The 22,043-nt window shown below is 70.9% G+C and carries 15 protein-coding genes; 14 read left to right on the top strand and 1 reads right to left on the bottom strand.

Annotation, left to right across the window (positions count from 1 at the left end):
* Positions 1-283 precede the first annotated feature (283 nt).
* Positions 284-3,262 carry a beta-N-acetylglucosaminidase domain-containing protein gene (locus ACFT7S_RS09980; RefSeq protein WP_382729334.1) on the top strand — a complete coding sequence of 993 codons (2,979 nt, stop codon included), beginning with the start codon at positions 284-286 and terminating at the stop codon, positions 3,260-3,262.
* Between the two features lie 64 nt (positions 3,263-3,326).
* Here ACFT7S_RS09980 and ACFT7S_RS09985 read toward each other — a convergent pair whose 3' ends face one another.
* A complete protein-coding gene (locus ACFT7S_RS09985; protein ID WP_382729336.1) occupies positions 3,327-3,863 on the bottom strand; it encodes an HNH endonuclease in 537 nt (178 codons plus the stop codon).
* Positions 3,864-4,180: 317 nt separating this feature from the next.
* On the opposite strand from ACFT7S_RS09985, the gene ACFT7S_RS09990 reads away from it, so the two are divergent.
* The 13 genes from ACFT7S_RS09990 to ACFT7S_RS10050 all read left to right on the top strand — a co-directional run bounded on the left by ACFT7S_RS09990 (position 4,181) and on the right by ACFT7S_RS10050 (position 22,026).
* On the top strand, positions 4,181-5,245 hold the full coding sequence (locus ACFT7S_RS09990) for a mechanosensitive ion channel family protein (RefSeq protein ID WP_382729338.1): 1,065 nt from the start codon (positions 4,181-4,183) through the stop codon (positions 5,243-5,245).
* A 208-nt stretch (positions 5,246-5,453) separates the two neighbouring features.
* Positions 5,454-6,668, top strand: coding sequence for an ROK family protein (locus tag ACFT7S_RS09995; protein ID WP_382729339.1), 1,215 nt, complete (start codon positions 5,454-5,456; stop codon positions 6,666-6,668).
* A gap of 60 nt (positions 6,669-6,728) precedes the next feature.
* Positions 6,729-8,063, top strand: coding sequence for an ABC transporter substrate-binding protein (locus tag ACFT7S_RS10000; RefSeq protein ID WP_382729341.1), 1,335 nt, complete (start codon positions 6,729-6,731; stop codon positions 8,061-8,063).
* A gap of 6 nt (positions 8,064-8,069) precedes the next feature.
* On the top strand, positions 8,070-9,011 hold the full coding sequence (locus tag ACFT7S_RS10005) for a carbohydrate ABC transporter permease (protein ID WP_382729343.1): 942 nt from the start codon (positions 8,070-8,072) through the stop codon (positions 9,009-9,011).
* A 3-nt stretch (positions 9,012-9,014) separates the two neighbouring features.
* Positions 9,015-9,917, top strand: coding sequence for a carbohydrate ABC transporter permease (locus ACFT7S_RS10010; protein WP_382729345.1), 903 nt, complete (start codon positions 9,015-9,017; stop codon positions 9,915-9,917).
* A gap of 1 nt (position 9,918) precedes the next feature.
* Positions 9,919-11,184, top strand: coding sequence for a 6-phospho-beta-glucosidase (locus tag ACFT7S_RS10015; RefSeq protein WP_382729347.1), 1,266 nt, complete (start codon positions 9,919-9,921; stop codon positions 11,182-11,184).
* Positions 11,175-12,149, top strand: a complete 975-nt coding sequence (locus tag ACFT7S_RS10020) for an N-acetylglucosamine kinase (RefSeq protein WP_382729348.1) — start codon at positions 11,175-11,177, stop codon at positions 12,147-12,149. The genes ACFT7S_RS10015 and ACFT7S_RS10020 overlap by 10 nt, the downstream gene beginning before the upstream one ends.
* A 275-nt stretch (positions 12,150-12,424) precedes the next feature.
* On the top strand, positions 12,425-13,807 hold the full coding sequence (locus ACFT7S_RS10025) for a hypothetical protein (protein WP_382729350.1): 1,383 nt from the start codon (positions 12,425-12,427) through the stop codon (positions 13,805-13,807).
* Positions 13,808-13,818: 11 nt separating this feature from the next.
* Positions 13,819-14,856 carry a glutamate ABC transporter substrate-binding protein gene (locus ACFT7S_RS10030; RefSeq protein WP_382729352.1) on the top strand — a complete coding sequence of 346 codons (1,038 nt, stop codon included), beginning with the start codon at positions 13,819-13,821 and terminating at the stop codon, positions 14,854-14,856.
* 45 nt (positions 14,857-14,901) lie between these two features.
* Complete coding sequence (locus ACFT7S_RS10035) at positions 14,902-16,245, top strand: hypothetical protein (RefSeq protein WP_382729354.1); 1,344 nt, start codon at positions 14,902-14,904, stop codon at positions 16,243-16,245.
* Positions 16,246-16,333: 88 nt separating this feature from the next.
* Positions 16,334-19,147, top strand: a complete 2,814-nt coding sequence (locus tag ACFT7S_RS10040; RefSeq protein WP_382729356.1) for a tetratricopeptide repeat protein — start codon at positions 16,334-16,336, stop codon at positions 19,145-19,147.
* 2 nt (positions 19,148-19,149) lie between these two features.
* The gene (locus tag ACFT7S_RS10045) at positions 19,150-20,574 is read left to right on the top strand and encodes a PP2C family protein-serine/threonine phosphatase (protein ID WP_382729358.1); all 1,425 of its coding nucleotides are present in this window, start codon (positions 19,150-19,152) and stop codon (positions 20,572-20,574) included.
* A gap of 93 nt (positions 20,575-20,667) precedes the next feature.
* Complete coding sequence (locus ACFT7S_RS10050) at positions 20,668-22,026, top strand: VWA domain-containing protein (RefSeq protein ID WP_382729360.1); 1,359 nt, start codon at positions 20,668-20,670, stop codon at positions 22,024-22,026.
* Positions 22,027-22,043: the final 17 nt, after the last annotated feature.

Here is a 22,043-nt window from a genome sequence, read left to right on the forward strand (position 1 = left end):
AGGACATCGCCAGACCTACCCAGCCGGTGCGACCGCAGACGTGGACGTGACATAGGCGTTATGACAACGAGCCCAACGTGCCGTAGGTCACATTCCGTTCCCCCGTACGGCAGTCATAGCCCGTTTCCGGCCACCCGGCGCCGCTTCCGGACCCCCTCGCGGGCCCGTACAGGCGATTCCCGGCAGGGCGACGGGCATATCTGGCGCAACGGTCACGCGCATTGACACCCTCGCGCGCGAGTGGTGGGCTCGGAGCCCACCGGCGGGACGAGAGGGGCGCGACGTGCAGTTCGGGCGCAGGAAGCATGTGACGGCCGTCGCCGTCGCGGTGATCGGCGGACTGCTCGGTTCCGTCGCCCCGGCCGCGATGGCGGCCCCCGTCGTACCCGGACCCGGTACCGCCGTGCCCGACCGCGTCGACGACTCGCAGCTGCCCTCCGTCTGGCCGCGTCCGCAGACCATCAAGGCGTCCGGTCAGGCCGTGCCCCTCGGTACCGAGGTCACCGTCGTCGCCGACGCGGGCGCCGATCCGTACGCCGTGGACGCCCTGCGGACCGTACTGCGCGACGCGGGCGTCACCACCCTGCACGACGCGCTGCCGGGGCGTGGCCCCGTCGTCCGGATCGGCGGTCCCGGTGCCCTGGACGCCCTGCGGGTCATGCGGGCGCCCGAGCGCGCGGACCTGCCGGCCGGCGGTTACCGCATCGCGGTCGGCCAGGTCGCAGGACGCTCCACCGTCGCCCTGGACGGGGTCGGCGACGACGGCCTCTTCCATGCCGTCCAGACGCTGCGCCAGTTGATCCGCGACGGCGCCGTCGCGGGCGCCGTGGTGCGCGACTGGCCGGGCACGGCCGTCCGCGGGATGGCCGAGGGGTTCTACGGGCAGCCGTGGACCCGCGAGGAGCGGCTCGCGCAGATCGGCTTCATGGGGCGCACCAAGCAGAACCGCTATCTGTACGCGGCGGGCGACGATCCCTACCGTCAGGCCCGCTGGCGCGAGCCGTACCCCGCCGAACGCCGCGCGGACTTCCGCGCGCTGGCGGAGAAGGCGCGCGCCGAGCATGTGACGCTCGGCTGGGCCGTCTCCCCCGGCCAGGCGATGTGCATGACGTCGGACGGTGACATCAAGGCGCTGACCCGGAAGATCGACGCGATGTGGGCGCTGGGCGTACGGGTCTTCCAGCTCCAGTTCCAGGACGTCAGCTACAGCGAATGGCACTGCGACGACGACTCGGACACCTTCGGCAACGGCCCGAAGGCCGCCGCCAGGGCTCAGGCGCGAGTCGCGAGCGCCGTCGACCGGCATCTGGCGGAGCGCCACCCGGACGCGGAGCCGCTGTCCGTGATGCCGACGGAGTACTACCAGGACGGTTCGACGGACTACCGCAAGGCGCTCGCCGCCGAGCTCGACGACCGGGTGCAGGTGGCGTGGACCGGGGTCGGGGTCGTACCGAAGACCATCACCGGGCGGGAGCTGGCCGGAGCTCGGGCCACCTTCCGTCATCCGCTGGTCACCATGGACAACTACCCGGTCAACGACTACGCACAGGACCGGATCTTCCTCGGCCCGTACACCGGCCGGGACCCGGCGGTCGCGAGCGGTTCGGCCGCGCTGATCGCCAACGCGATGGAGCAGGCGTCCGCGTCCCGTATCCCCCTGTTCACCGCCGCCGACTTCGCCTGGAACCCGAAGGGCTACCGGCCGCAGGAGTCCTGGCAGGCGGCGATCGACGACCTGGCGGGCGGCGACGCCCGTACCCGGGCCGCACTGCGCGCTCTCGCGGGCAACAGCGCGGCCTCCGTACTCGGCGGCGCCGAGTCCGCCTATCTGCGTCCCCTGCTCACCGCGTTCTGGGCGTCCCGGTCCGCGAGCGGCACCGTGCGCGACGACGCGGCGCGCGAGCTGCGGGCGGCGTTCACCGTGATGCGGGAGACCCCGGCGCGGCTGACCACCCCGGCTGAAGGGCGGCTGGACGACGAAGTCCGTCCATGGACCGAGCAGCTGGCCCGGTACGGCAGAGCGGGTGAGCTCGCGATCGATCTGCTCCAGGCGCAGGCGAGCGGAGACGGGGCGGGCGCCTGGCAGGCGCAGCTGGCCCTGGAGGGCCTGCGCGAGGAGATCGCGGACGGCGGGGCGACCGTCGGCAAGGGCGTGCTGGGACCGTTCCTGGACCGGGTCCGCAAGGAGTCCGACTGCTGGAACGGCGCCGACCGCGACTCGGGCACCGTCAGCAAGGACGCGAGCAGCTACACGATTCAGCTGGACCGGCCCCGCCCCGTGGACGCCGTGACCGTGATGACGGAGCCGGGCAGCGGCTCCGCCGGCGCGGTCCTCCAGGCCCATGTGCCGGGCGTGGGCTGGCGCGGCCTCGGCCCGCTCTCGGCAGCGGGCTGGACCCAGACGGCGACGAAAAGCCTGCGGGCGGACGCGGTCCGGGTCGTCCTGCCCGCCGTGACCCCGACCTTCACCGGCACCGCGCCCCCGTTCCTCCCGGGCCGTGGCACCGGTACGGCGGGCCCGAAGGTGCGGGCGGTCGTGCCGTGGTTCGGTGACGAGCCGGCGGCCCGCCTGGATCTCGTACGCGGCGAGACGGACGCGGTGATCGGCGGCAGCCCGCAGCGGGTCGAGGCACGGCTGGCCGGGCGGCGCCCCGCCGAGGTGCGGGGCGCGCTGACCGCCGAGGCGCCCAAGGGCATCACGGTGAAGGTGCCGAAGCAGACGACGGTTCCGCGTGGGTCCCGTACCGAGGTCCCCGTGGACATCACGGTCCCGGCGGACACCCCGGCCGGTGAGTACGAGGTGCCGTTCAGTTTCGGCGGCGAGCGCAGCACGCTGACGGTGCGGGCCTTCCCCCGTACCGCGGGCGCCGATCTGGCACGTACGGGCACGGCGTCCTCGTCCGGCGACGAGACCCCGGACTTCCCCGCGGCGGCCGCTTCGGACGGCGACCCCGCCACCCGCTGGTCCTCCCCCGTGGAGGACGGCGCCTGGTGGCAGACGGAGCTGTCCGAGCCGGTGCGGCTGGGCCAGGTGGTGCTGCGCTGGCAGGACGCGTACGCCTCGCGCTACCGCGTCCAGGTCTCCGCGGACGGCCGCACCTGGCGTACGGCGGCGACGGTCCGCGAGGGCAGGGGCGGGCGCGAAACGGTCCGGATGGACGCGAAGGACACCCGGTTCATCCGGATACAGGGCGACGGCCGGGCCACGGAGTTCGGCTACTCGCTGTGGTCGGTCGAGGCGTACGCGGTGGAGGCCGAGTAGCGCGGCCGCCCGGTGGCCGTTCTGTCCTCGAGCGCCGGACGGGCTCAAGGACAGAACGTACGGCTCAGGCCGAGATACCGTCGATCCGGGCCAGCACGTCGTCCGCGCCGAACGGCTGCAGATACGGAAGCCAGCGCGGGTCCCGGTGCCCCGTCCCGATGATCCGCCAGGCCAGACCGCTGGGCGGGGCGGGCGGGTGACGGAGCCGCCAGCCGAGCTCGGGCAGATGGCGGTCGGCCTTGACGTGGTTGCAGCGGCGGCAGGCCGCCACCACGTTGTCCCAGGCGTGCTGTCCGCCGCGGCTGCGCGGAATGACGTGGTCGACGCTGGTGGCCGCGGCGCCGCAGTACATGCAGCGCCCGCCGTCCCGGGCGAAGAGCGCCCGCCGGGTCAGTGGAACGGGCCCCCGGTAGGGGACCCGTACGAACCGCTTGAGGCGGATGACGCTGGGCGCCGGTACAGCACGGGTGGCACTGTGCATGAAGGCGCCGGACTCCTCGAGGCAGATGGCTTTGCTGTCGAGGACGAGGACGAGCGCGCGGTGGAGCGGTACGACGCCGAGCGGCTCGTACGACGCGTTGAGAACCAGGACGTGCGGCACGGTGGATGCCTCCTTGTACGCCGGCGGCGCGTGGCTCGCGCCGGGACGATCCGATCTCAGTCTCTCCTTATGCCTGGTCGAAACGCCACCACGTGCTGGTAACGGGCCGGAGGGATTTTCCCTCACCTCCCGCCCGCTCACGGCCGTGACACCCGGGAACAGGCGCTTCACCACGGCGGCCGCCCGCCCTGTGCGATCGGCCACACCTGCTGTATCCCCGGGTGAGACGTGTCTCTCCCTCGAACACGGCAACGATCCACTCCCATGGCTTCGTTACTGTTGTTGGTCACCCGTCGCCGCTCCTGGAGGTCCCCACCGTGTACTTGTCCGCCCTCCTGGCCGCAGCACCTTCGCCGGAACCGGTCGGTTCGCTGGGGGAAGCCGCCGAGCAGGCAGGCAACGCCGCGGGCTGGGTCGAGGAGAACTGGTCCACCTGGCTGAACACCGGCCTGCGCATCCTGCTCATCGCGGCGATCGCGATCGTTCTGCGCTATGTGATCCGCCGCGCCCTGACCAACCTCATCGAGCGGATGAACCGCAGCGCCCAGGCCGTGGAGGGCACCGCCCTCGGCGGTCTGCTGGTCAACGCCGAGCGGCGCCGCCAGCGCTCGGAGGCAATCGGTTCCGTACTCCGCTCGGTGACGTCGTTCCTGATTCTCGGTACGGCGGGCCTGATGATCCTGGGCGCGTTCCAGATCAATCTGGCCCCCCTGCTGGCCTCCGCCGGTGTGGCCGGGGTCGCGTTGGGCTTCGGTGCGCGCAACCTGGTCACCGACTTCCTCTCCGGCGTCTTCATGATCCTTGAGGACCAGTACGGCGTCGGGGACACGGTCGACGCGGGCGTCGCCTCGGGCGAGGTCATCGAGGTGGGCCTGCGGGTGACGAAGCTGCGCGGTGACAACGGTGAGATCTGGTACGTCCGCAACGGTGAGGTGAAGCGGATCGGCAACCTCAGCCAGGGCTGGTCGACGGCCGGTGTCGATGTGACGGTGCGCCCCACGGAGGACCTGGACCTGGTCCGCAAGGCGATCACCGCGGCGGCGCAGACCATGGCCAAGGAGGACCCGTGGACCGAGCGCCTCTGGGGCCCGGTGGAGGTCCTGGGCCTGGACGCGGTGCTGCTCGACTCGATGACGGTCCGGGTGACGGCGAAGACGATGCCGGGCAAGGCGCTGGGCGTGGAGCGCGAGCTGCGCTGGCGGATCAAGCAGGCCCTGGACGACGCTGGCATCCGGATGGTCGGGACCTTGCCGCTCCAGGCGGGCGGGGAGTCGTCGCCGGATCCGACGGCAGGCGTGGCCGCCCCGTCGGCGTACGCCTCGGCGACCTCGCCGCAGTCGCTGGCCGCGACACCGATAGCGCAGCCGAACCTGACCAAGTAGCAGAAGGACTGCCGCCGGACCCGGTCGAGCGGCAGAAAGTACACCGAAGGGGCGTTCCGCGCGTGCGGTGCGCCCCTTCGGCGTACGGGGTGTTCCAGGTAACGCTTTGATAGCCGCAGGGGTGCGGCCCATTGACGGTCCGGTGACCTGCGCCATACCTTCCTCTCACGAATAGGAAAGTTTCCTAACAGAGGGCAGGTGGACCACCATGGCGGGAACCACGCCGGGGACCCCGGGCACACCTCGGGTCCTGCGCGCCATGAACGACCGGGCCGCCCTCGATCTGCTCCTGGAGCACGGCCCTCTCTCCCGAACCAGGATCGGGAAGCTGACGGGCCTCTCCAAGCCCACCGCCTCCCAGCTGCTGGCCCGCCTGGAGGCCGCGGGACTCGTCATGGCCACCGGCACCAGCGAGGGCCGCCCCGGTCCCAACGCCCAGCTGTACGCCGTGAACGCCCGCGCCGCCCATGTGGCCGGCCTCGATGTGACCGCCGGCCGGATCGTCGCCGCGGTCGCCGATGTGACCGGCGAGACGGTCGGAGAGTTCGAGCTCCGCACGCCCGGCCGGCGCACCGAGGGTGTCGTCCGGCAGGTGGCCGACGCCCTGGACGGCGCGGTCAAGGACGCCGGGCTGACACGCGCCGATGTGCACCGCGTCGTCATCGGCACACCGGGCGCCTTCGATCCGAGTACGGGCCGGCTGCGGTACGCCTCGCACCTGCCCGGCTGGCACTCCCCCACCCTGCTGGAGGAGCTGGCCGCGTTCCTGCCGATGCCGGTCGAGTACGAGAACGACGTGAACCTGGTCGCGGTGGCCGAGCAGCGGCTCGGCGCTGCCCGCGGGCACGAGGACTTCGTCCTGCTGTGGAACGAGGAGGGCCTCGGCGCCGCCCTGGTGATCAACGGCCGGCTGCACCGCGGCTGGACCGGCGGCGCGGGCGAGGTCGGCTTCCTGCCGGTGCCCGGGACACCCCTCGTACGCCAGGTCGTGAAGGTCAACAGCGGCGGCTTCCAGGAGCTGGCGGGCGCCCAGGCGCTGCCGAGAATGGCCACGGCCCTCGGCATCGACACCCCGCATCAGCCGTACGCGGAGGTCGCGGCCGGGCTGCTGGCGCGGGCGGTCGAGGCGTACGAGAGCGACGACGCGCTCACCGAGCTGCTGCGGCAGTACGCCCAGCGGCTCGCCACCGGTCTCGCCTCGGTCACCGCCGTACTCGACCCGGAACTGATCGTGCTCTCCGGTGGGCTCGTCTCATCGGGCGGCGATCTGCTGCGTTCGCTGATCCAGTCCGAGCTCGCGGAGCTCGCCGCGTCCCGGCCCCGTCTCGTCCTCGGTGAGATCGGCCGGCATCCCGTCCTGCGGGGCGCCCTGGAACGGGCCCTCGCGGACACCCGCGACGAGGTCTTCGACACCTCTCGCTGAGCTGCTTTCCCCAGTCTTCCCTCTCCCCATCACCTTCCCCCTGTCCCTGGGAGTCCCGTCATGCGCAGAAGCCGACTGACCACCACCGCCGCTGTCGCCGTCGCCGCGATATCGGTCCTCGCCACCGCCTGTACCGGCCAGGCCGAGCCGGGTGCCACCGACGACCCGAACGCGAAGACGACGATCAACTTCTGGCACGGCTGGAGCGCGCCCGCCGAGGTCAAGGCGGTCACGGACAACGTCGACCGGTTCGAGAAAGCCCACCCGAACATCAAGGTCAATGTCGTCGGCAATATCAATGACGACAAGCTCAACCAGTCGCTGCGCGCGGGCGGTTCGAAGGGCCCCGACGTGGTGTCGTCGTTCACCACGTCCAATGTCGGCAAGTTCTGCTCGTCAGGCGCCTTCGCCGATCTGAAGCCCTTCATCGAGAAGTCGAAGCTGGACCTGGAGAAGACCTTCCCGAAGGTGCTGCTGGACTACACCCAGTTCGAGGGCAAGCGCTGCGCGCTGCCGCTGCTCGCCGACGCGTACGGCCTCTACTACAACAAGGACGCCTTCGAGAAGGCCGGCATCACCGAGCCGCCGGAGACGATGTCCGAGCTGGCCTCGGTCGCCAAGAAGCTCACGGTCGAGAAGGGCGACAGCTACGAGCAGCTCGGCTTCATGCCGACCTTCCACGGCTACGAGACCACCACCGAGCACTACCTCGGTGGCTGGGGCCCGGCCTACTTCGATCAGAACGGCAAGTCCACCATCGCGAAGGACCCGGCCGTCGCCAATATGTTCACCACCCAGAAGAAGCTGATCGACGACCTCGGCGGCTTCGAGAAGCTGGAGAAGTACCGCGCCACCTTCGGTGACGAGTGGGGCGCCAAGCACCCCTTCCAGACCGGTCAGGTCGCGATGCAGCTGGACGGCGAGTGGCGGCTCGGCATGGCCACCGACGCCAAGGTGCCGTTCGAGATCGGCGTCGCGCCGATGCCTGTCGCCGACGACCAGGCCGACAGCTACGGCAAGGGATTCCTGGCCGGCACGATCCTGGGCATCGCTCCGGGCAGCACGAAGCAGAATGCCGCTTGGGAGCTGGTCAAGTTCATGACCACCGACACCAAGGCCGTCGTCGACTTCGCCAACGAAATCCGCAATGTGCCGTCCACGTTCGAGGCTCTGAAGTCCCCGGACCTCAAGTTCGACCCGCGCTTCAAGACCTTCATGGACATCGCGCAGCACCCGAAGTCCAACACCTTTGCGGGTGCGGTGAACGGTGCGACATATCTGAACACCATCCAGGACTTCGGCTACCAGTACGAGAAGGGTGCGGTAGCGGACCTCAAGGCCGGCCTGGAGAAGACCGCCGCGCAGATCGACACCGACATCGCGAAGGCCAAGTAGCCCCCGATGACCACGCACACTCTCCGCTCGAAGCGCAGGCGTTCGGCGCTGCGCACGGCGGCCTTCATGTCGCCCTGGATGATCGGGTTCACGGTCTTCTTCGCGTACCCGATGGTCTCGACCATCTACTTCTCGTTCACGGACTACGACGGCTTCGCGGCCCCGTCCTTCAACGGACTGACCAACTGGTCGTACGTCTTCAACGACTACCCGATGTTCTGGCCCTCGCTGCGCAACACGCTCTGGCTGGTACTCGTCATGGTCACCTGCCGGGTCGTGTTCGGTATCGGCGTCGGCATGCTGATCACCAAGATCAAAACGGCCACGGGGGTCTTCCGCACCCTGTTCTACCTGCCGTATCTGGCACCGCCGGTCGCCGCGACCCTCGCGTTCGTCTTCCTCCTCAACCCGGGGACGGGGCCGGTCAACGCGATCCTCGGCGAGCTGGGGCTGCCGACGCCCGGCTGGTTCAACGACGCCGCCTGGTCGAAGCCGGCGCTCACCATGCTCGCGGTGTGGGGCATCGGCGATCTGATGGTCATCTTCATGGCCGCGCTGCTCGACGTGCCCAAGGAGCAGTACGAGGCCGCCGAACTGGACGGCGCTTCCGCCTGGCAGCGGTTCCGCTTCGTCACGCTGCCGAACATCTCGCCGATCGTGCTGTTCGCCGTGGTCACCGGGGTGATCCAGGCGATGCAGTACTACACACAGCCCCTGGTCGCGGGGAAGGTCGCCTCCGGCGTCATCGGCGGCTCCGGGCAGCAGTTCGAGCCCGGCTATCCCGACAAGTCGACACTGACCCTGCCCCAGCTCGTCTACAACCTCGGCTTCCAGCGCTTCGACTACGGCTCCGCCTGTGTCGTCGCCCTCGTCCTGTTCGCCCTGGCCATGGCGTTCACCGCGCTTCTGATGCGGGGCCGCAACAACCTGATCCAGGCCGGTGACTGAGCCATGACCACCCAACTCCTCGACAAGCCCGCCACCGCGGCGGCACCCGACGCACGCACCCCCGCCGAGCGCACCGCACGCCGCAAGGCGCTGCTGCACTGGATCGCCGTCCACTCGCTGGGGATCGCCGCCGCGCTCTTCTTCGTGCTGCCGTTCGTCTTCGTCCTGCTGACCTCACTGATGAGCGACCAGCAGGCGCTGACCCGGGATCTCACTCCGAACACCTGGGAGTGGGACAACTACCGCAAGGTCTTCAACACCCCGGGATTCCTGACCTGGTGGCGCAACACCCTGCTGTACGCGGGTCTGGGCACGGTCCTGACCGTGCTGTCGTCCGTGCCCGTGGCGTACGCGCTGGCCAAGTTCCGCTTCCGCGGGCGCAAGCTGTCGCTGATGCTCGTCATCTCGATGATGATGCTGCCGCCCCAGGTCGTCATCATCCCGATGTACCTGTTCTGGGCGAAGCAGATGGACCTGTCCGGCACGCTCTGGCCACTGATCATCCCGATGGCGTTCGGTGACGCGTTCTCCATCTTCCTGCTGCGGCAGTTCCTGCTGACCATTCCGAACGAGTACCTGGACGCGGCGAAGGTCGACGGCTGCGGCGAATTCCGCACCCTGATCCGGGTGGTGATCCCGATGGCCAAGCCCGGGATCGCCGCGATCGCCCTGTTCCAGTTCTTCGCCGCCTGGAACGACTACTTCGGACCGCAGATCTACGCCTCCGAGAACCCGGCCGCCTGGACCCTCAGTTACGGCCTGGAGTCCTTCAAGGGCGCGCACCACACCGACTGGAATCTGACCATGGCCGCGACCGTCCTGGTCATGGCCCCCGTGATCCTCGTCTTCTTCTTTGCCCAGAAGGCATTCGTCGAGGGCGTCACACTGACCGGAGTAAAGGGCTGACATGAAGCTCGCAGTAGTGGGTGGCGGGTCCACCTATACCCCTGAACTGATCGACGGATTCGCCCGGTTGCGGGACACCCTGCCGGTCGAGGAGCTGGTGCTCATCGACCCGGCGGCCGACCGCCTCGAACTCATCGGCGGCCTGGCCCGGCGGATCTTCGCCAAGCAGGGCCACCCGGGGAAGATCACCACCACATCCGATCTGGACGCCGGTGTCGCGGACGCCGACGCTGTCCTGCTCCAGCTCCGGGTCGGCGGGCAGGCCGCCCGCAACCAGGACGAGACCTGGCCGCTGGAGTGCGGCTGCGTCGGCCAGGAGACCACCGGGGCCGGCGGCCTCGCCAAGGCGCTGCGCACCGTACCGGTCGTCCTGGACATCGCCGAGCGGGTCCGCCGCACCAACCCGAACGCCTGGATCATCGACTTCACCAATCCGGTCGGCATCGTCACCCGGGCCCTGCTCCAGGCCGGGCACAAGGCCGTCGGCCTGTGCAACGTGGCGATCGGCTTCCAGCGGAGGTTCGCCCGGCTGCTCGACGTGACGCCGGGCGAGGTACATCTCGACCACGTCGGACTGAACCACCTGACCTGGGAACTCGGGGTGCGCCTCGGCGGCCCGGACGGCGAGAACATGCTGCCGAAGCTGCTCGCCGAGCACGGTGGCGCCATCGCCGAGGATCTGCGCATGCCCCGGGAGCTGGTCGACCGGCTCGGCGTCGTCCCCTCGTACTACCTGCGGTACTTCTACGCGCACGACGAGGTCGTACGGGAGCTCGGCACGAAGCCGTCCCGGGCGGCCGAGGTCGCCGCGATGGAGAAGGAACTCCTCGCGCTGTACGGGGACCCGGCACTGGACGAGAAGCCCGCGCTGCTCGGCAAGCGCGGCGGCGCCTTCTACTCGGAGGCGGCCGTGGACCTGGCGGCCTCCCTCCTCGGCGGGGGCGGCTCGTCGGTGCAGGTGGTCAACACGTACAACAAGGGCACGCTGCCGTTCCTGCCGGACGACGCCGTGATCGAGGTGCAGGCCCGTGTCGACGGCACGGGGGCGACTCCGCTCGCCGTTCCCCGTCTCGACCCGCTGTACGCCGGTCTGATCGCCCAGGTGACGGCGTACGAGGATCTCGCCCTGGACGCCGCGCTGCGCGGCGGCCGGGACCGGGTGTTCAAGGCGCTGCTCTCGCACCCGCTGATCGGCCAGTACGAGTACGCCGAAGGTCTCACCGACCGGCTGATCGCCCACAACCGGGAGCACCTCGCGTGGGCGTGAACGTCTCGGTCGTCGCCATCGACGCGGGAAACAGCAAGACCGATGTCGCTCTGATCGGGGCGGACGGCACGGTCCTGTCCACGGCGCGCGGCGGTGGCTTCCAGCCGCCTGCCGTGGGCATCGATGCGGCACTGGACGTGCTGGGCGCGATCCTGCACCGGGCGCTGGCGGCGTGCGGCGGGAGCATCGACCCTCTCGGTCATGTGTCCGCGTGTCTGGCCAACGCCGATCTCCCGGTCGAGGAAGCCGAGCTGACGGAGGCTCTGCTCGCCCGGGAGTGGGCGCGCACGGTGGAGGTGCGCAACGACACCTTCGCGATACTGCGTGCCGGGGTGGACGAGCCGCGGGGTGTGGCCGTCGTCTGCGGTGCGGGGATCAACTGTGTGGGCATGGTGCCGGACGGGCGCACCGCCCGTTTCCCCGCGATCGGCCGGATCTCCGGTGACTGGGGCGGCGGCGCGGGGCTCGCCGAGGAAGCCCTGTGGTTCGCCGCGCGGGCCGAGGACAGCCGCGGTGAACCGACCGAGCTGGTCCGCACGCTGCCGGGGCACTTCGGTCTCGGCTCGATGTACGAACTGATCGAGGCGCTGCACCGGGGGCGGATCCCGCACACCGCGCGGCACGAGCTGACACCGGTCCTGTTCGCCACGAGCGCGGCCGGCGACCCGGTGGCACGCTCCGTGGTGGACCGGCTGGCGGACGAGGTCGTCGCCATGGCCTCGGTGGCGCTGACCCGCCTGGACCTGCTCGACGAGGAGGCGCCCGTACTGCTGGGCGGCAGCGTGCTGACCGCGGGACACCCGCGGCTCGACGAGCGGATCGCGGAACTCCTCGCGTCCCGCGCCCCGAAGGCCGCGATCCGGGTGGTCGCTCAGCCGCCCGTCCTCGGGGCGGGGCTGCTGGGCCTGGACCACACGGGCGCGGCGCCCGAGGTGCACGCCAGGCTGCGTGCGCAGTACGTCTGACGCCGGCCGGGTATGCCCCGGTAGCCCTCAAACGCCGGACGGGCTTGATATTTACGCCCGTCCGGCGTGAGGTGCCCCATGGGTACGGGAACCGATCACTCGTCCCGTACGTGTTCATTGTGGGGAGGCCGATCCGCTTCGGGACGGACGTTTCGGCGCAGGATCCGGGCGTTCCTGGTGTGGATGTCGGTCCCTCGGCCATACTGCTGGCCGGGTACCAGTCCCCCGCTCGGCCGGGGGGCCGTGCCGCAGTCAGTGACCGAGGGGGAGGTCAAGTGACATACCCGCCGAATGGGGGCTCGCTGCGGGAGCGTGCGCCCGTGCAACCGCCCACGTCCATGCCCGCGCAGCGCCAGGGCGCCTGGTCCGGACCGACGGAGCGGCTGCGTGCCGTGGCGACGACCGAACCCGGCCGGCTGCAGATCATCGGGGCCGTACTGGCCCTGCTGGTAGTGACGTTCGGGGCCGTGACGGCTCTGGAGATCTCCGCCAGGTCCGCCGCCGCCGACGATGTGGTGACGCGCAGCCAGCCGCTGAGCGCGGACGCGGCGAGCATCTACCGCTCGCTGGCCGACGCGGACACCATGGCGGCCAGCGGTTTCCTCGCGGGCGCGCAGGAACCCAGAGATGTGCACGAGCAGTACGAGAAGGACATCGGGGAAGCCTCCCGGCTGCTCGTGAGAGCGGCCGCCAGCACGGACGCCTCGACCTCGTCCGGCCAGGAGATCACCACCCTGGCCGAGATGCTTCCCGTGTACACCGGTCTGATCGAGCGGGCCCGGGCCAACAACCGCCAGGGACTGCCGCTCGGCGGCGCCTATCTCCGGTACGCGAACCAGAAGATGACGTACGAGCTGCTGCCCGCGGCCGAGCGGCTGTACAAGGCGGAGACGGGCCGGCTCGCCGAGGACTCGGGCGATGCCCGGCAGTGGCCGTATCTCTCGCTCGGCGCCGGACTCGTGGTGCTGGCCGCACTGGTGTGGATGCAGCGGCGCAACTACCGCAGGACGAACCGGGTCCTCAACCACGGGCTGCTCGCGGCGACCGCCGCGTCCACCGTGGTGCTGCTGTGGCTGGCCGTGGGACACACGGTGGCTCGGGCCGAACTGCGTGCGGCGATGGTTCACGGGCAGGAGTCACTCGATGTCCTCAACAACGCACGGATCAACTCGCTGAAGGCGCGCGCCAACGAGAACCTCACCTTGGTGGCCCGTGGCGCGGTGCTGACGGCGGACGGCCGGAACGACAAGTACGAGACCGACTACACCACGGGCATGAAGGCTCTCGGTGCACAGCTGAAGAGCGCCGAGAAGCTCGCCGACGACTCCCGGGGGAGCAGGCCGGTGGCCGATGCCGTCAGCAGTGTGTCCGAGTGGCAGGGCCGCCACCGCAAGGCCCGTACGACCGACGACCAGGGCGACTACGACGGTGCGCTGAAGCAGATCATCGGCCCGAAGGACTCCACGGGTGAGTCCTTCGAGCAGGTGGACACGGCGCTGCGCAAGGCGCTCGCCCATGAGCAGGGCGAGTTCACCGACGCCGCGAAGGACGGGCGCGGGGCGCTGGGCGGGCTTCCCATCGGGGCCGCCGCGCTCGGTGTGCTGGGCGCGGCCGCCGCCGTCGTCGGGGTCAACCGCAGGCTCTCGGAGTACCGGTGAGAGGGGGAGCGATGGCCAGGGGACGAGACCGGTCCGCGCGCAGCAGGCTGCGCGGCTGGGGCGGTGTGACGGGCATGGCGGCAGCGTGCGCGATCACCGCCTCGCTCACGCTGCTGCCGCTGTCCCACAACGGGGGCGACTCCTTCGGCACGAAGACCGTGGGCCAGGGCGCGACCTCGGCGGTGCAGGCGCGCGCCGACGAGTGCACGGACCCGGAGGCGAGTCTTCAGCCCTCGGGCGCCGACGGGCCGAGCATCGAGAAGATCAAGGAGCGCGGCAAGCTGATCGCCGGTGTCGACCAGAACAGCTTCCGGTGGGGCTACCGCAATCCGGAGACCCGCGAGCTCGAAGGCTTCGACATCGATCTGGTGCGGGCCATCGCGCAGAACATCCTGGGCGACCGGGACGCGGTGATCTTCCGTGCGATACCCACCAACCAGCGCATCGCGGCGCTGGAGAACGACCGGGTGGACGTCGTCGTGCGGACGATGACCATCAACTGCAAGCGGCTGGAGCAGGTCTCGTTCTCGACGGCCTACTTCCAGGCCGGACAGCAGGTGCTGGCCCCGAAGGATTCACCGATCACGGGGTACGACAAGTCGCTGGACGGGAAGCGGGTCTGTTCGGCCGAGGGCTCCACGGCCTTCGAGGCGCTGGAGAACCAGTCGTTCGGTGCGGTGTTCAAGGACGAGGGCGACGGCACCGAGCAGGACAAGGACCAGCTGACCGTGCCCAACCAGCTGGACTGTCTGGTCCGGCTCCAGCTCGGCGAGGTCGACGCGATCGTCACGGACAACGCACTGGCGGCCAGTCAGGCGGCCCAGGACCCGGCCGTCGTCCTCAAGGGCGACAAGCCGTTCACCACGGAGTACTACGGCGTGGCGGCGAAGAAGGGCGCGGACGATCTGGTGGCCCGCGTCAATCAGGTGCTGGTCGACTACCGCAAAGGCGGGGCGGACAGCCCCTGGATGGTTTCCTATCGCGAGTGGCTGGCCACCGGCCTGCCCGGGATAGAGGCGCCGCCGGCGCCCAAGTACCTGAGCAACTGAATCCTCCGGCCCACGGGCCGGACGGCAAGAGCGGAGAGGTGATCGATGGGCGTGGCGGGTTCCTTCCCCGGCTTCGCGGGGAGGCCCCCCGGCCCGGTCCTGGACCGGGACGAGGCGGACCGTGCGCTGGGCCGGCTCGGCGCGGAGCACGAGGCCATCGAGACCTCGCTCCTCGCCCTGCAGGACCATGCGGGCCGCCGGCTCCTGGAGGGCGCCGAGCTGACGGGCGTCACCAAGGACCGCTGGGCCGCCACGGAGCAGTCGATCACGCTGCTGTGGGGGTACTTCGACGCCTACGCGGGTGCGCTCACCGAGGCCCGCGCGGTGCGGGCCCGCAGGCGCTACCCCAACCGGGACGACCTGCTGGCCCTGACCGAGCTGCTGCGCGGCCAGGGCGTCACCGTGGCCAACACGGCGGCCGGGCACGCCCCTGCGGTCACCGGTCCCGCCGTGCTCTCCGAGCGGTTCTCGCTGGAGGAGCTGGTCGCCCGGATGAACGAGCTGTACGCAGGGGCGCTGGACATGGTCGTCGCCTCCGACTCCGTATGGTCCGCGCTGCCCGCCCGGATAGATCTGCTCGCCGCCGAACTGCGCCGTACCGCCTCGCTGGCGCACTCCGTCGGGGTGCGTCCGGGTGAGCATCCGGCCGGTGACGACCTGGAGTCGATCACCGAGGAGCTGACGACGCTCCGGGTGCAGGTGATCTCCGACCCACTGGCGTTCTGGCTGCCGGGCCCCGGCAGCGCGGCGCCCGGCGGCGGCCGGCCGGACACCACGCGTTACGACCGGGCCGCCCGCGCCCTGGAGGACGTACGACGGGAGATCGAGGCGGTACTCGCGGTCCGGCAGGACGCGGAACAGCGTCTGGTCCACCTGCGTGACGTGCTCTCGCGCGCCGACCGCACGCTCGCCGAGGCCCGGTCGGCGCGCGGCGAGGTACTGGCGAAGATCGCCGCATCGGAGGTGCCCGCGGTCAGCGGCCCGCCGACCGCGCTGCAGGAACGGCTGGCCGCCGCGTCCGACTACCGCAGACATGCCCAGTGGCACCGGCTCTCCCCGCTCCTGGAGGCTCTGGAGCGCGAGGCCGAGGACGAACTGCTGCGGGCCCGTGAGTCGTTGACCTCCGTGACGGCGCCGCTCGCGGTCCGCGCGGAACTGCGGGGCAGGCTGGACGCGTACAAGGCGAAGGTGTCCCGGCACGGCCTGGCGGAGGACCCGCTGCTCATCGAGCGGTACGACGCGGCCCGCCGGATGCTGTGGAGCGCGCCGTGCGATCTGCGGGTCGCCGAGCAGGCGGTGCTGCGCTTCCAGCAGGCAGCGGCGGAACTGCTGACCCCGCAGCGGTCGTCAGGCCCGGAGGACCGGCCGGGCGGACGGGGCCGCGCATGAGCACGCATACGGCCGGAATGAGGAGACTTACGGCCGGAAAGAGAAGAACGGGGCCGCCGCGGCGGCGGGGCGAACAGGGGGAGACACCATGAGTACGCAGTGCCAGCGCCCCGCGTGCGAGGGCAATTACGAGGACATGGGCGGCGGTGAGTTGTACTGCGACACCTGCGGTCTGGCTCCGGTCGTGTCGCCAGTGGGGTCTCCCCTGTTCGAGCGCAGCCGAGAACTCGGGGAAGGGATGGTCAGTTCACCGCCGACCGGGATCGCGGGCGGCGGCAGGGGTGGCAGCCGGGGCAGCAACAGCAGTTCGCAGCGGTCGAGTTCGCGTGCCTCGTCGAGGTCGTCGTCGCGCTCTTCCACGTCACGGCGCTCGGTCTCCGGGCGGCTGTCCCGCTCGCTGTCGGGCAGCGCGACGGCCCGTTCGGTGTCGGTGCGCTCCTCGGGCTCGTCGACCGGCGCGTCCGGCCGGGGCCGGCTGGGCGCGGGTCTGGTGCTCGTCCCCGACGTGCCGCGGCCCGATCCGCGGACCGCTGTCATGGAGAACCCCGAGGTCCCGGAGCGCAAGCGGTTCTGTTCGCGCTCCGACTGCGGGGCGCCGGTGGGCCGGGCCCGCGGCGAGCGGCCGGGACGCACCGAGGGCTTCTGCACCAAGTGCGGCCACCCGTACTCCTTCGTACCGAAGCTGCGCGGTGGCGACATCGTGCACGGGCAGTACGAGGTCGCGGGGTGCCTGGCGCACGGCGGGCTCGGCTGGGTCTATCTCGCGGTGGACCGTGCCGTCTCCGACCGGTGGGTGGTCCTCAAGGGCCTGCTGGACACCGGTGACCAGGACGCCATGGCAGCGGCCATCTCCGAGCGGCGCTTCCTCGCGGAGATCGAGCACTCCAACATCGTCCGCATCTACAACTTCGTCGAGCACCTCGACCAGCGGACCGGCTCGCTCGACGGCTACATCGTCATGGAGTACGTGGGCGGCAAGGCGCTCAAGGAGATCGCCAACGAGCGCCGCACACCGGCCGGGAAGCGGGACCCGCTGCCGGTCGAGCAGGCGTGCGCGTACGGCATCGAGGCGTTGGAGGCGCTGGGTCATCTGCACAGCCGCAACCTCCTGTACTGCGACTTCAAGGTCGACAACGCGATCCAGACCGAGGACCAGCTCAAGCTGATCGACATGGGCGCGGTGCGCAGGATGGACGACGAGGAGTCGGCCATCTACGGCACGGTGGGCTACCAGGCGCCGGAGGTCGCGGAGGTCGGCCCGTCCGTCGCCTCCGACCTGTACACGGTCGCGCGGACGCTCGCGGTGCTCACGTTCGACTTCCAGGGCTACACGAACGTGTTCGTGGACTCACTGCCCGACCCGGACAACATCGAGGTGTTCCGGAGGTACGAATCGTTCTACCGGCTCCTCGTGCGGGCCACCGACCCGGACCCGGCGCGGCGGTTCGCCTCGGCGACGGAGATGGCCGAGCAGCTGACCGGGGTGCTGCGTGAGGTGGTGGCCCTTCAGACGGGGCGGCCCCGCCCGGCGCTCTCGACCCTGTTCGGTACGGAACTGCGGGTGACGGACACGGAGTTGTTCGCCGAGCTGACGGGCGATGTGTCGCTGCTCGGTGGCCGGGACACGACGGCCGGTGCCGGTCGTCCCGGTGGCCGGCGGAAGCGGGGGGCGGCTGCCGCGGCGGCTGCACCGGCCGCTCCGGGTGCGGTGGCGGGTGTGCCTCCGGTGGGGGCCGTCGGCGGTCCGCCCGCCGGAGCCCCGGCCGCGTACGGCGCTCCGGGTGCCGCTCCGCTGTCGGCGCCCGCCACGCATGTCCGTGGCGGCGGCGGCACGGGCGGTGCCGGCACGGCGCTCGCCCACGCGCCGACGCACACCGCGATTCCGGCTCCTCGCGCCGCGGCCCCCGGGCCTGGCACGCTCCCCGGGGCGTCCACGGGCGGCGGGCCCCGGCTCGCGGGGTTCGACTCGCGGGCGACCTCGCTCGCGCTGCCGGTCCCCCGGGTCGACGCGAACGACCCGAACGCCGGTTTCCTCGCCGGAGTGATGGCTTCCGCGCCCACCGAACTGATCGCCGCGCTCCAGGCCGTACCCGCGGCCTCACTGGAGACGCGGCTGCGTGAGCTGCGCGCCCGGCTGGAGATGAGTGATCTCGACGCGGGCGCACGGGCCCTGTCCGATCTGGAGGTCCTGCACCCGGACGACTGGCGGGTCGTCTGGTACCGCGGCGTCACCTCGCTGGTGACCGGGGACAACGAGAACGCGGCACTGTCCTTCGACGCGGTCTACGACGCGTTCCCCGGTGAGCCGGCCCCCAAGCTGGCCCTGGGTATCTGCGCCGAGGTGCTGGGCCAGCTGGACAACGCCGCCGAGTACTACCGGCTGGTGTGGACGACCGATCCGAGCTTCGTGAGCGCGGCGTTCGGACTGGCCCGGGTGCAGATCGCCGCCGGGGACCGGGTCGGGGCCGTACGGACGCTGGAGTCCGTCCCGGAGGCATCGATCCACTACACGGCGGCCCGGGTGGCCGCGGTACGGGCACGGCTGCGTGAACGCGCCCCGCAGGAGCCGCTGCTCGACGACCTGTCGGCGGCCGCGGCCCAGGTGACGGGTCTGGCGGGCTTCGGTCTGGACGCGGTGCGGCGTGAGCAGTTGTCGACCGAAGTTCTGGGTACCGCGCTCGACTGGGTACTCTCCGGTAGTCCGGCGGCACCCTCACCGGCCCCGTCGCAGCACACACCTTCGGGCCCGAGGACGCTGCTGGGCAGCGAACTGGACGAGCGGGGCCTCAGATTCGGTCTGGAGCGCTCGTACCGGATACTCGCCCGGCTCGCACAGCGTGGCGACGAGCGGATCGAACTGGTGGAGCGGGCCAACCGTTTCCGCCCCCGGACGTGGGTGTGAAGATGTCACAGATCCACCAGCAGACCTCCTTGTCCAACTGCCCCGGCTGCGAGGAACCGCTGGAGACGGGCGACCTGTTCTGCGGGGCGTGCGGGTACGACCTGTCGGCCGTGCCCTCGCCGCCGGACGACCGGCCGACGATCGCGATCGCCGTACCGGCACCGGGCGGGAGCGAGCCGGGCTCCGACCCGGGCTCCGGTTCGGCTGCGGGTGCGGCCTCCGGTTCGGCTGCGGGTGCGGCCTCCGGTTCGGCTGCGGGTTCGGTCGAATGGCCGGCTGCCTCCGAGGTCGACAGTTCCGACCTGCCCGCCCCCCTTCACCGTGCGACCGATCTGCCGGGCACGGACTCGGGCGGCTCGGCGCTGCCCGCCACGGTGCCCCCCGTACGCCACGACGAGCCGGGCGGGGCATCCCGCTCGGACGACTTCGAACTGGCCGCTCCCGTCGCGCCCGATCCGCGTACCGCCGAGCACACCGCCGCCCCCGCGGCCGGCGGCAAGCTCTGTGTGGCCTGCCGTTCGGGCCATGTGGACACCGACGGATACTGCGAGAACTGCGGTCACGCCCAGCCGCGCGAACGCGATCACATGGAGCAGGAGCTCGGTTCGGTGGCCGCGGTCAGTGACCGGGGTCTGCGCCACCACCGCAACGAGGACGCGTTCGCCGTGTCGTCCACCGCCCTGCCGGACGGTTCCCCGGCCGTCGTCGCGATCGTCTGCGACGGCGTCTCGTCGGCGAGCCGCCCCGACGAGGCATCGGCCGCCGCCGCGAGCACCGCCAACGAGACACTGCTGGAGTCCCTGCCGCGCGGTACACACCCGCAGCAGGCCATGCACGAGGCGATCATCGCCGCGTCCGAGGCGGTCAACGCGCTGGCCGAGGAGCCGGGCGCGGCGATGCAGCACGATCAGCACCGCCATCAGAACGCCCCGGCGTGCACCCTGGTCGGCGCGATCATGGCCGGTGGCCTGCTGGTCATCGGCTGGGTCGGCGACAGCCGGGTCTACTGGGTGCCGGACGACCGCGCCATCGCCCCAGCCCGGCTCACCGAGGACGACTCGTGGGCGGCGCAGATGGTGTCGGCGGGCCTGATGAACGAGGCGGAGGCGTACGCGGACGAGCGCGCCCACGCCATCACGGGCTGGCTGGGCGCCGACGCCTACGAACTGGAGCCGCACACCGCCTCGTTCAAGCCGGACCGTCCCGGCCTGGTCGTGGTGTGCACGGACGGCCTGTGGAACTACGCGGAATCCGCGGTGGAGATGGCCGCCGCCGTGCCCGTGGACGCGCACGAACGGCCTTTGCACGGCGCTCAGGTGCTGGTGGGTCACGCACTCGACGGCGGGGGGCACGACAACGTAACAGTGGCTCTGCTGCCGTTCGTCGTGACGCCCCAGGGGGCAGCACCCCCGTGGAACACCGCCTGAATTCCGCTCGTCCCGTCCCGTACGGTCCCGTCCCGTACGGTCCGTCCCGTACGACCTGATCCGACCTACGTGGAGCCTCAAGGAGCCGATCAGATGGCCAACTTCTCCAAGTCGAACGTGCCGCAGTTCTCCGTCGAGGTGTACCAGAACGAATATCTGCCCGAGGGCGGCCGTGAGGTCAACGGCATCGTCACCGTCACCTCGACGGGCGGGGGCACCACCGGCGGAGTGCCGCTGACCGGGGCGTCCCCGACGCCCTCGCACGTCCCCGCACAGGCGGCGAACGCCGCCGTGGTGATCATGGTCGACTGTTCGGGTTCGATGGACTACCCGCCGACGAAGATGCGCAACGCGCGTGACGCGACGGCGGCCGCCGTCGACACTCTGCGCGACGGCACACAGTTCGCGGTCGTCGCGGGTACGCATGTGGCCAACGACATCTATCCGGGCGGCGGCCGGCTCGCCACCGCCGACCCGCAGACCAAGGCCCAGGCCAAGGACGCCCTGCGCAGGCTGAGCGCGGGCGGCGGTACGGCGATCGGCACCTGGCTCCGGCTGACGGACCGGCTGCTCGGCGCCGCCGATGTGGACATCCGGCACGGCATCCTGCTGACGGACGGCCGCAACGAGCACGAGTCGCCGGAGGATCTGCGGGCGGCACTCGACTCCTGCGCCGGCCGTTTCACCTGTGACGCCCGCGGTGTGGGCACCGACTGGGAGGTGAAAGAGGTCACAGCGATCGCCTCCGCGCTGCTCGGTACGGCCGACATCGTCGCCGACCCGGCCGGGCTGGCCGCCGACTTCACGCAGATGATGGAGAACGCGATGGGCAAGGAGGTCGCGGACGTGGCGCTGCGGCTCTGGACGCCCGTCGGGGTCGAGATCAAGTTCGTCAAGCAGGTGGCGCCAACCGTCGCCGATCTCACCGGCCGCCGCACCGAGGCGAGTCCGCGCGCCGGGGACTATCCGACCGGCTCGTGGGGCGACGAGTCCCGCGACTACCACGTGTGCGTGCAGGTCCCGGAGGCCGGAATCGGCCAGGAGATGCTGGCGGCCCGGGTCTCGCTGATCCTTCCCGATCCCTCGGGCGGCGCTCCGCAGACCCTTTCGCAGGGTCTCGTACGAGCGGTCTGGACGGACGACATGGTGGCGTCCACGTCGATCAACCCGCAGGTCGCGCACTACACGGGTCAGGCGGAACTGGCACAAGTCATCCAGCAGGGGCTCGATGCACGCAAGTCGGGAGACTTCGACGGCGCGACCGCGAAGCTCGGCCGTGCGGTGCAGCTGGCGTCGGCCTCCGGTAACGAGGACACTGCGAAACTGCTTTCGAAGGTGGTCGACGTCGTCGATGCGGCGACCGGTACTGTGCGACTGAAGGCAAAGGTCGCGGAGGCGGACGAGATGACCCTCGAAACGCGCTCCACCAAGACCGTTCGCGTCAAGAAGTAGCGACGCGGCAACCATTA

The organism is Streptomyces sp. NPDC057136 (genome assembly GCF_042670885.1).
Taxonomy (GTDB): Bacteria; Actinomycetota; Actinomycetes; order Streptomycetales; family Streptomycetaceae; genus Streptomyces.

Bases quoted from the DNA above. Each gene is read 5' to 3' on its own strand.
- ACFT7S_RS09995 (WP_382729339.1), top strand. From the start codon at position 5,454: ATGGCGGGAACCACGCCGGGGACCCCGGGCACACCTCGGGTCCTGCGC.
- ACFT7S_RS10000 (WP_382729341.1), top strand. From the start codon at position 6,729: ATGCGCAGAAGCCGACTGACCACCACCGCCGCTGTCGCCGTCGCCGCG.
- ACFT7S_RS10005 (WP_382729343.1), top strand. From the start codon at position 8,070: ATGACCACGCACACTCTCCGCTCGAAGCGCAGGCGTTCGGCGCTGCGC.
- ACFT7S_RS10010 (WP_382729345.1), top strand. From the start codon at position 9,015: ATGACCACCCAACTCCTCGACAAGCCCGCCACCGCGGCGGCACCCGAC.
- ACFT7S_RS10015 (WP_382729347.1), top strand. From the start codon at position 9,919: ATGAAGCTCGCAGTAGTGGGTGGCGGGTCCACCTATACCCCTGAACTG.
- ACFT7S_RS10030 (WP_382729352.1), top strand. From the start codon at position 13,819: ATGGCCAGGGGACGAGACCGGTCCGCGCGCAGCAGGCTGCGCGGCTGG.
- ACFT7S_RS10035 (WP_382729354.1), top strand. From the start codon at position 14,902: ATGGGCGTGGCGGGTTCCTTCCCCGGCTTCGCGGGGAGGCCCCCCGGC.
- ACFT7S_RS10040 (WP_382729356.1), top strand. From the start codon at position 16,334: ATGAGTACGCAGTGCCAGCGCCCCGCGTGCGAGGGCAATTACGAGGAC.
- ACFT7S_RS10045 (WP_382729358.1), top strand. From the start codon at position 19,150: ATGTCACAGATCCACCAGCAGACCTCCTTGTCCAACTGCCCCGGCTGC.
- ACFT7S_RS10050 (WP_382729360.1), top strand. From the start codon at position 20,668: ATGGCCAACTTCTCCAAGTCGAACGTGCCGCAGTTCTCCGTCGAGGTG.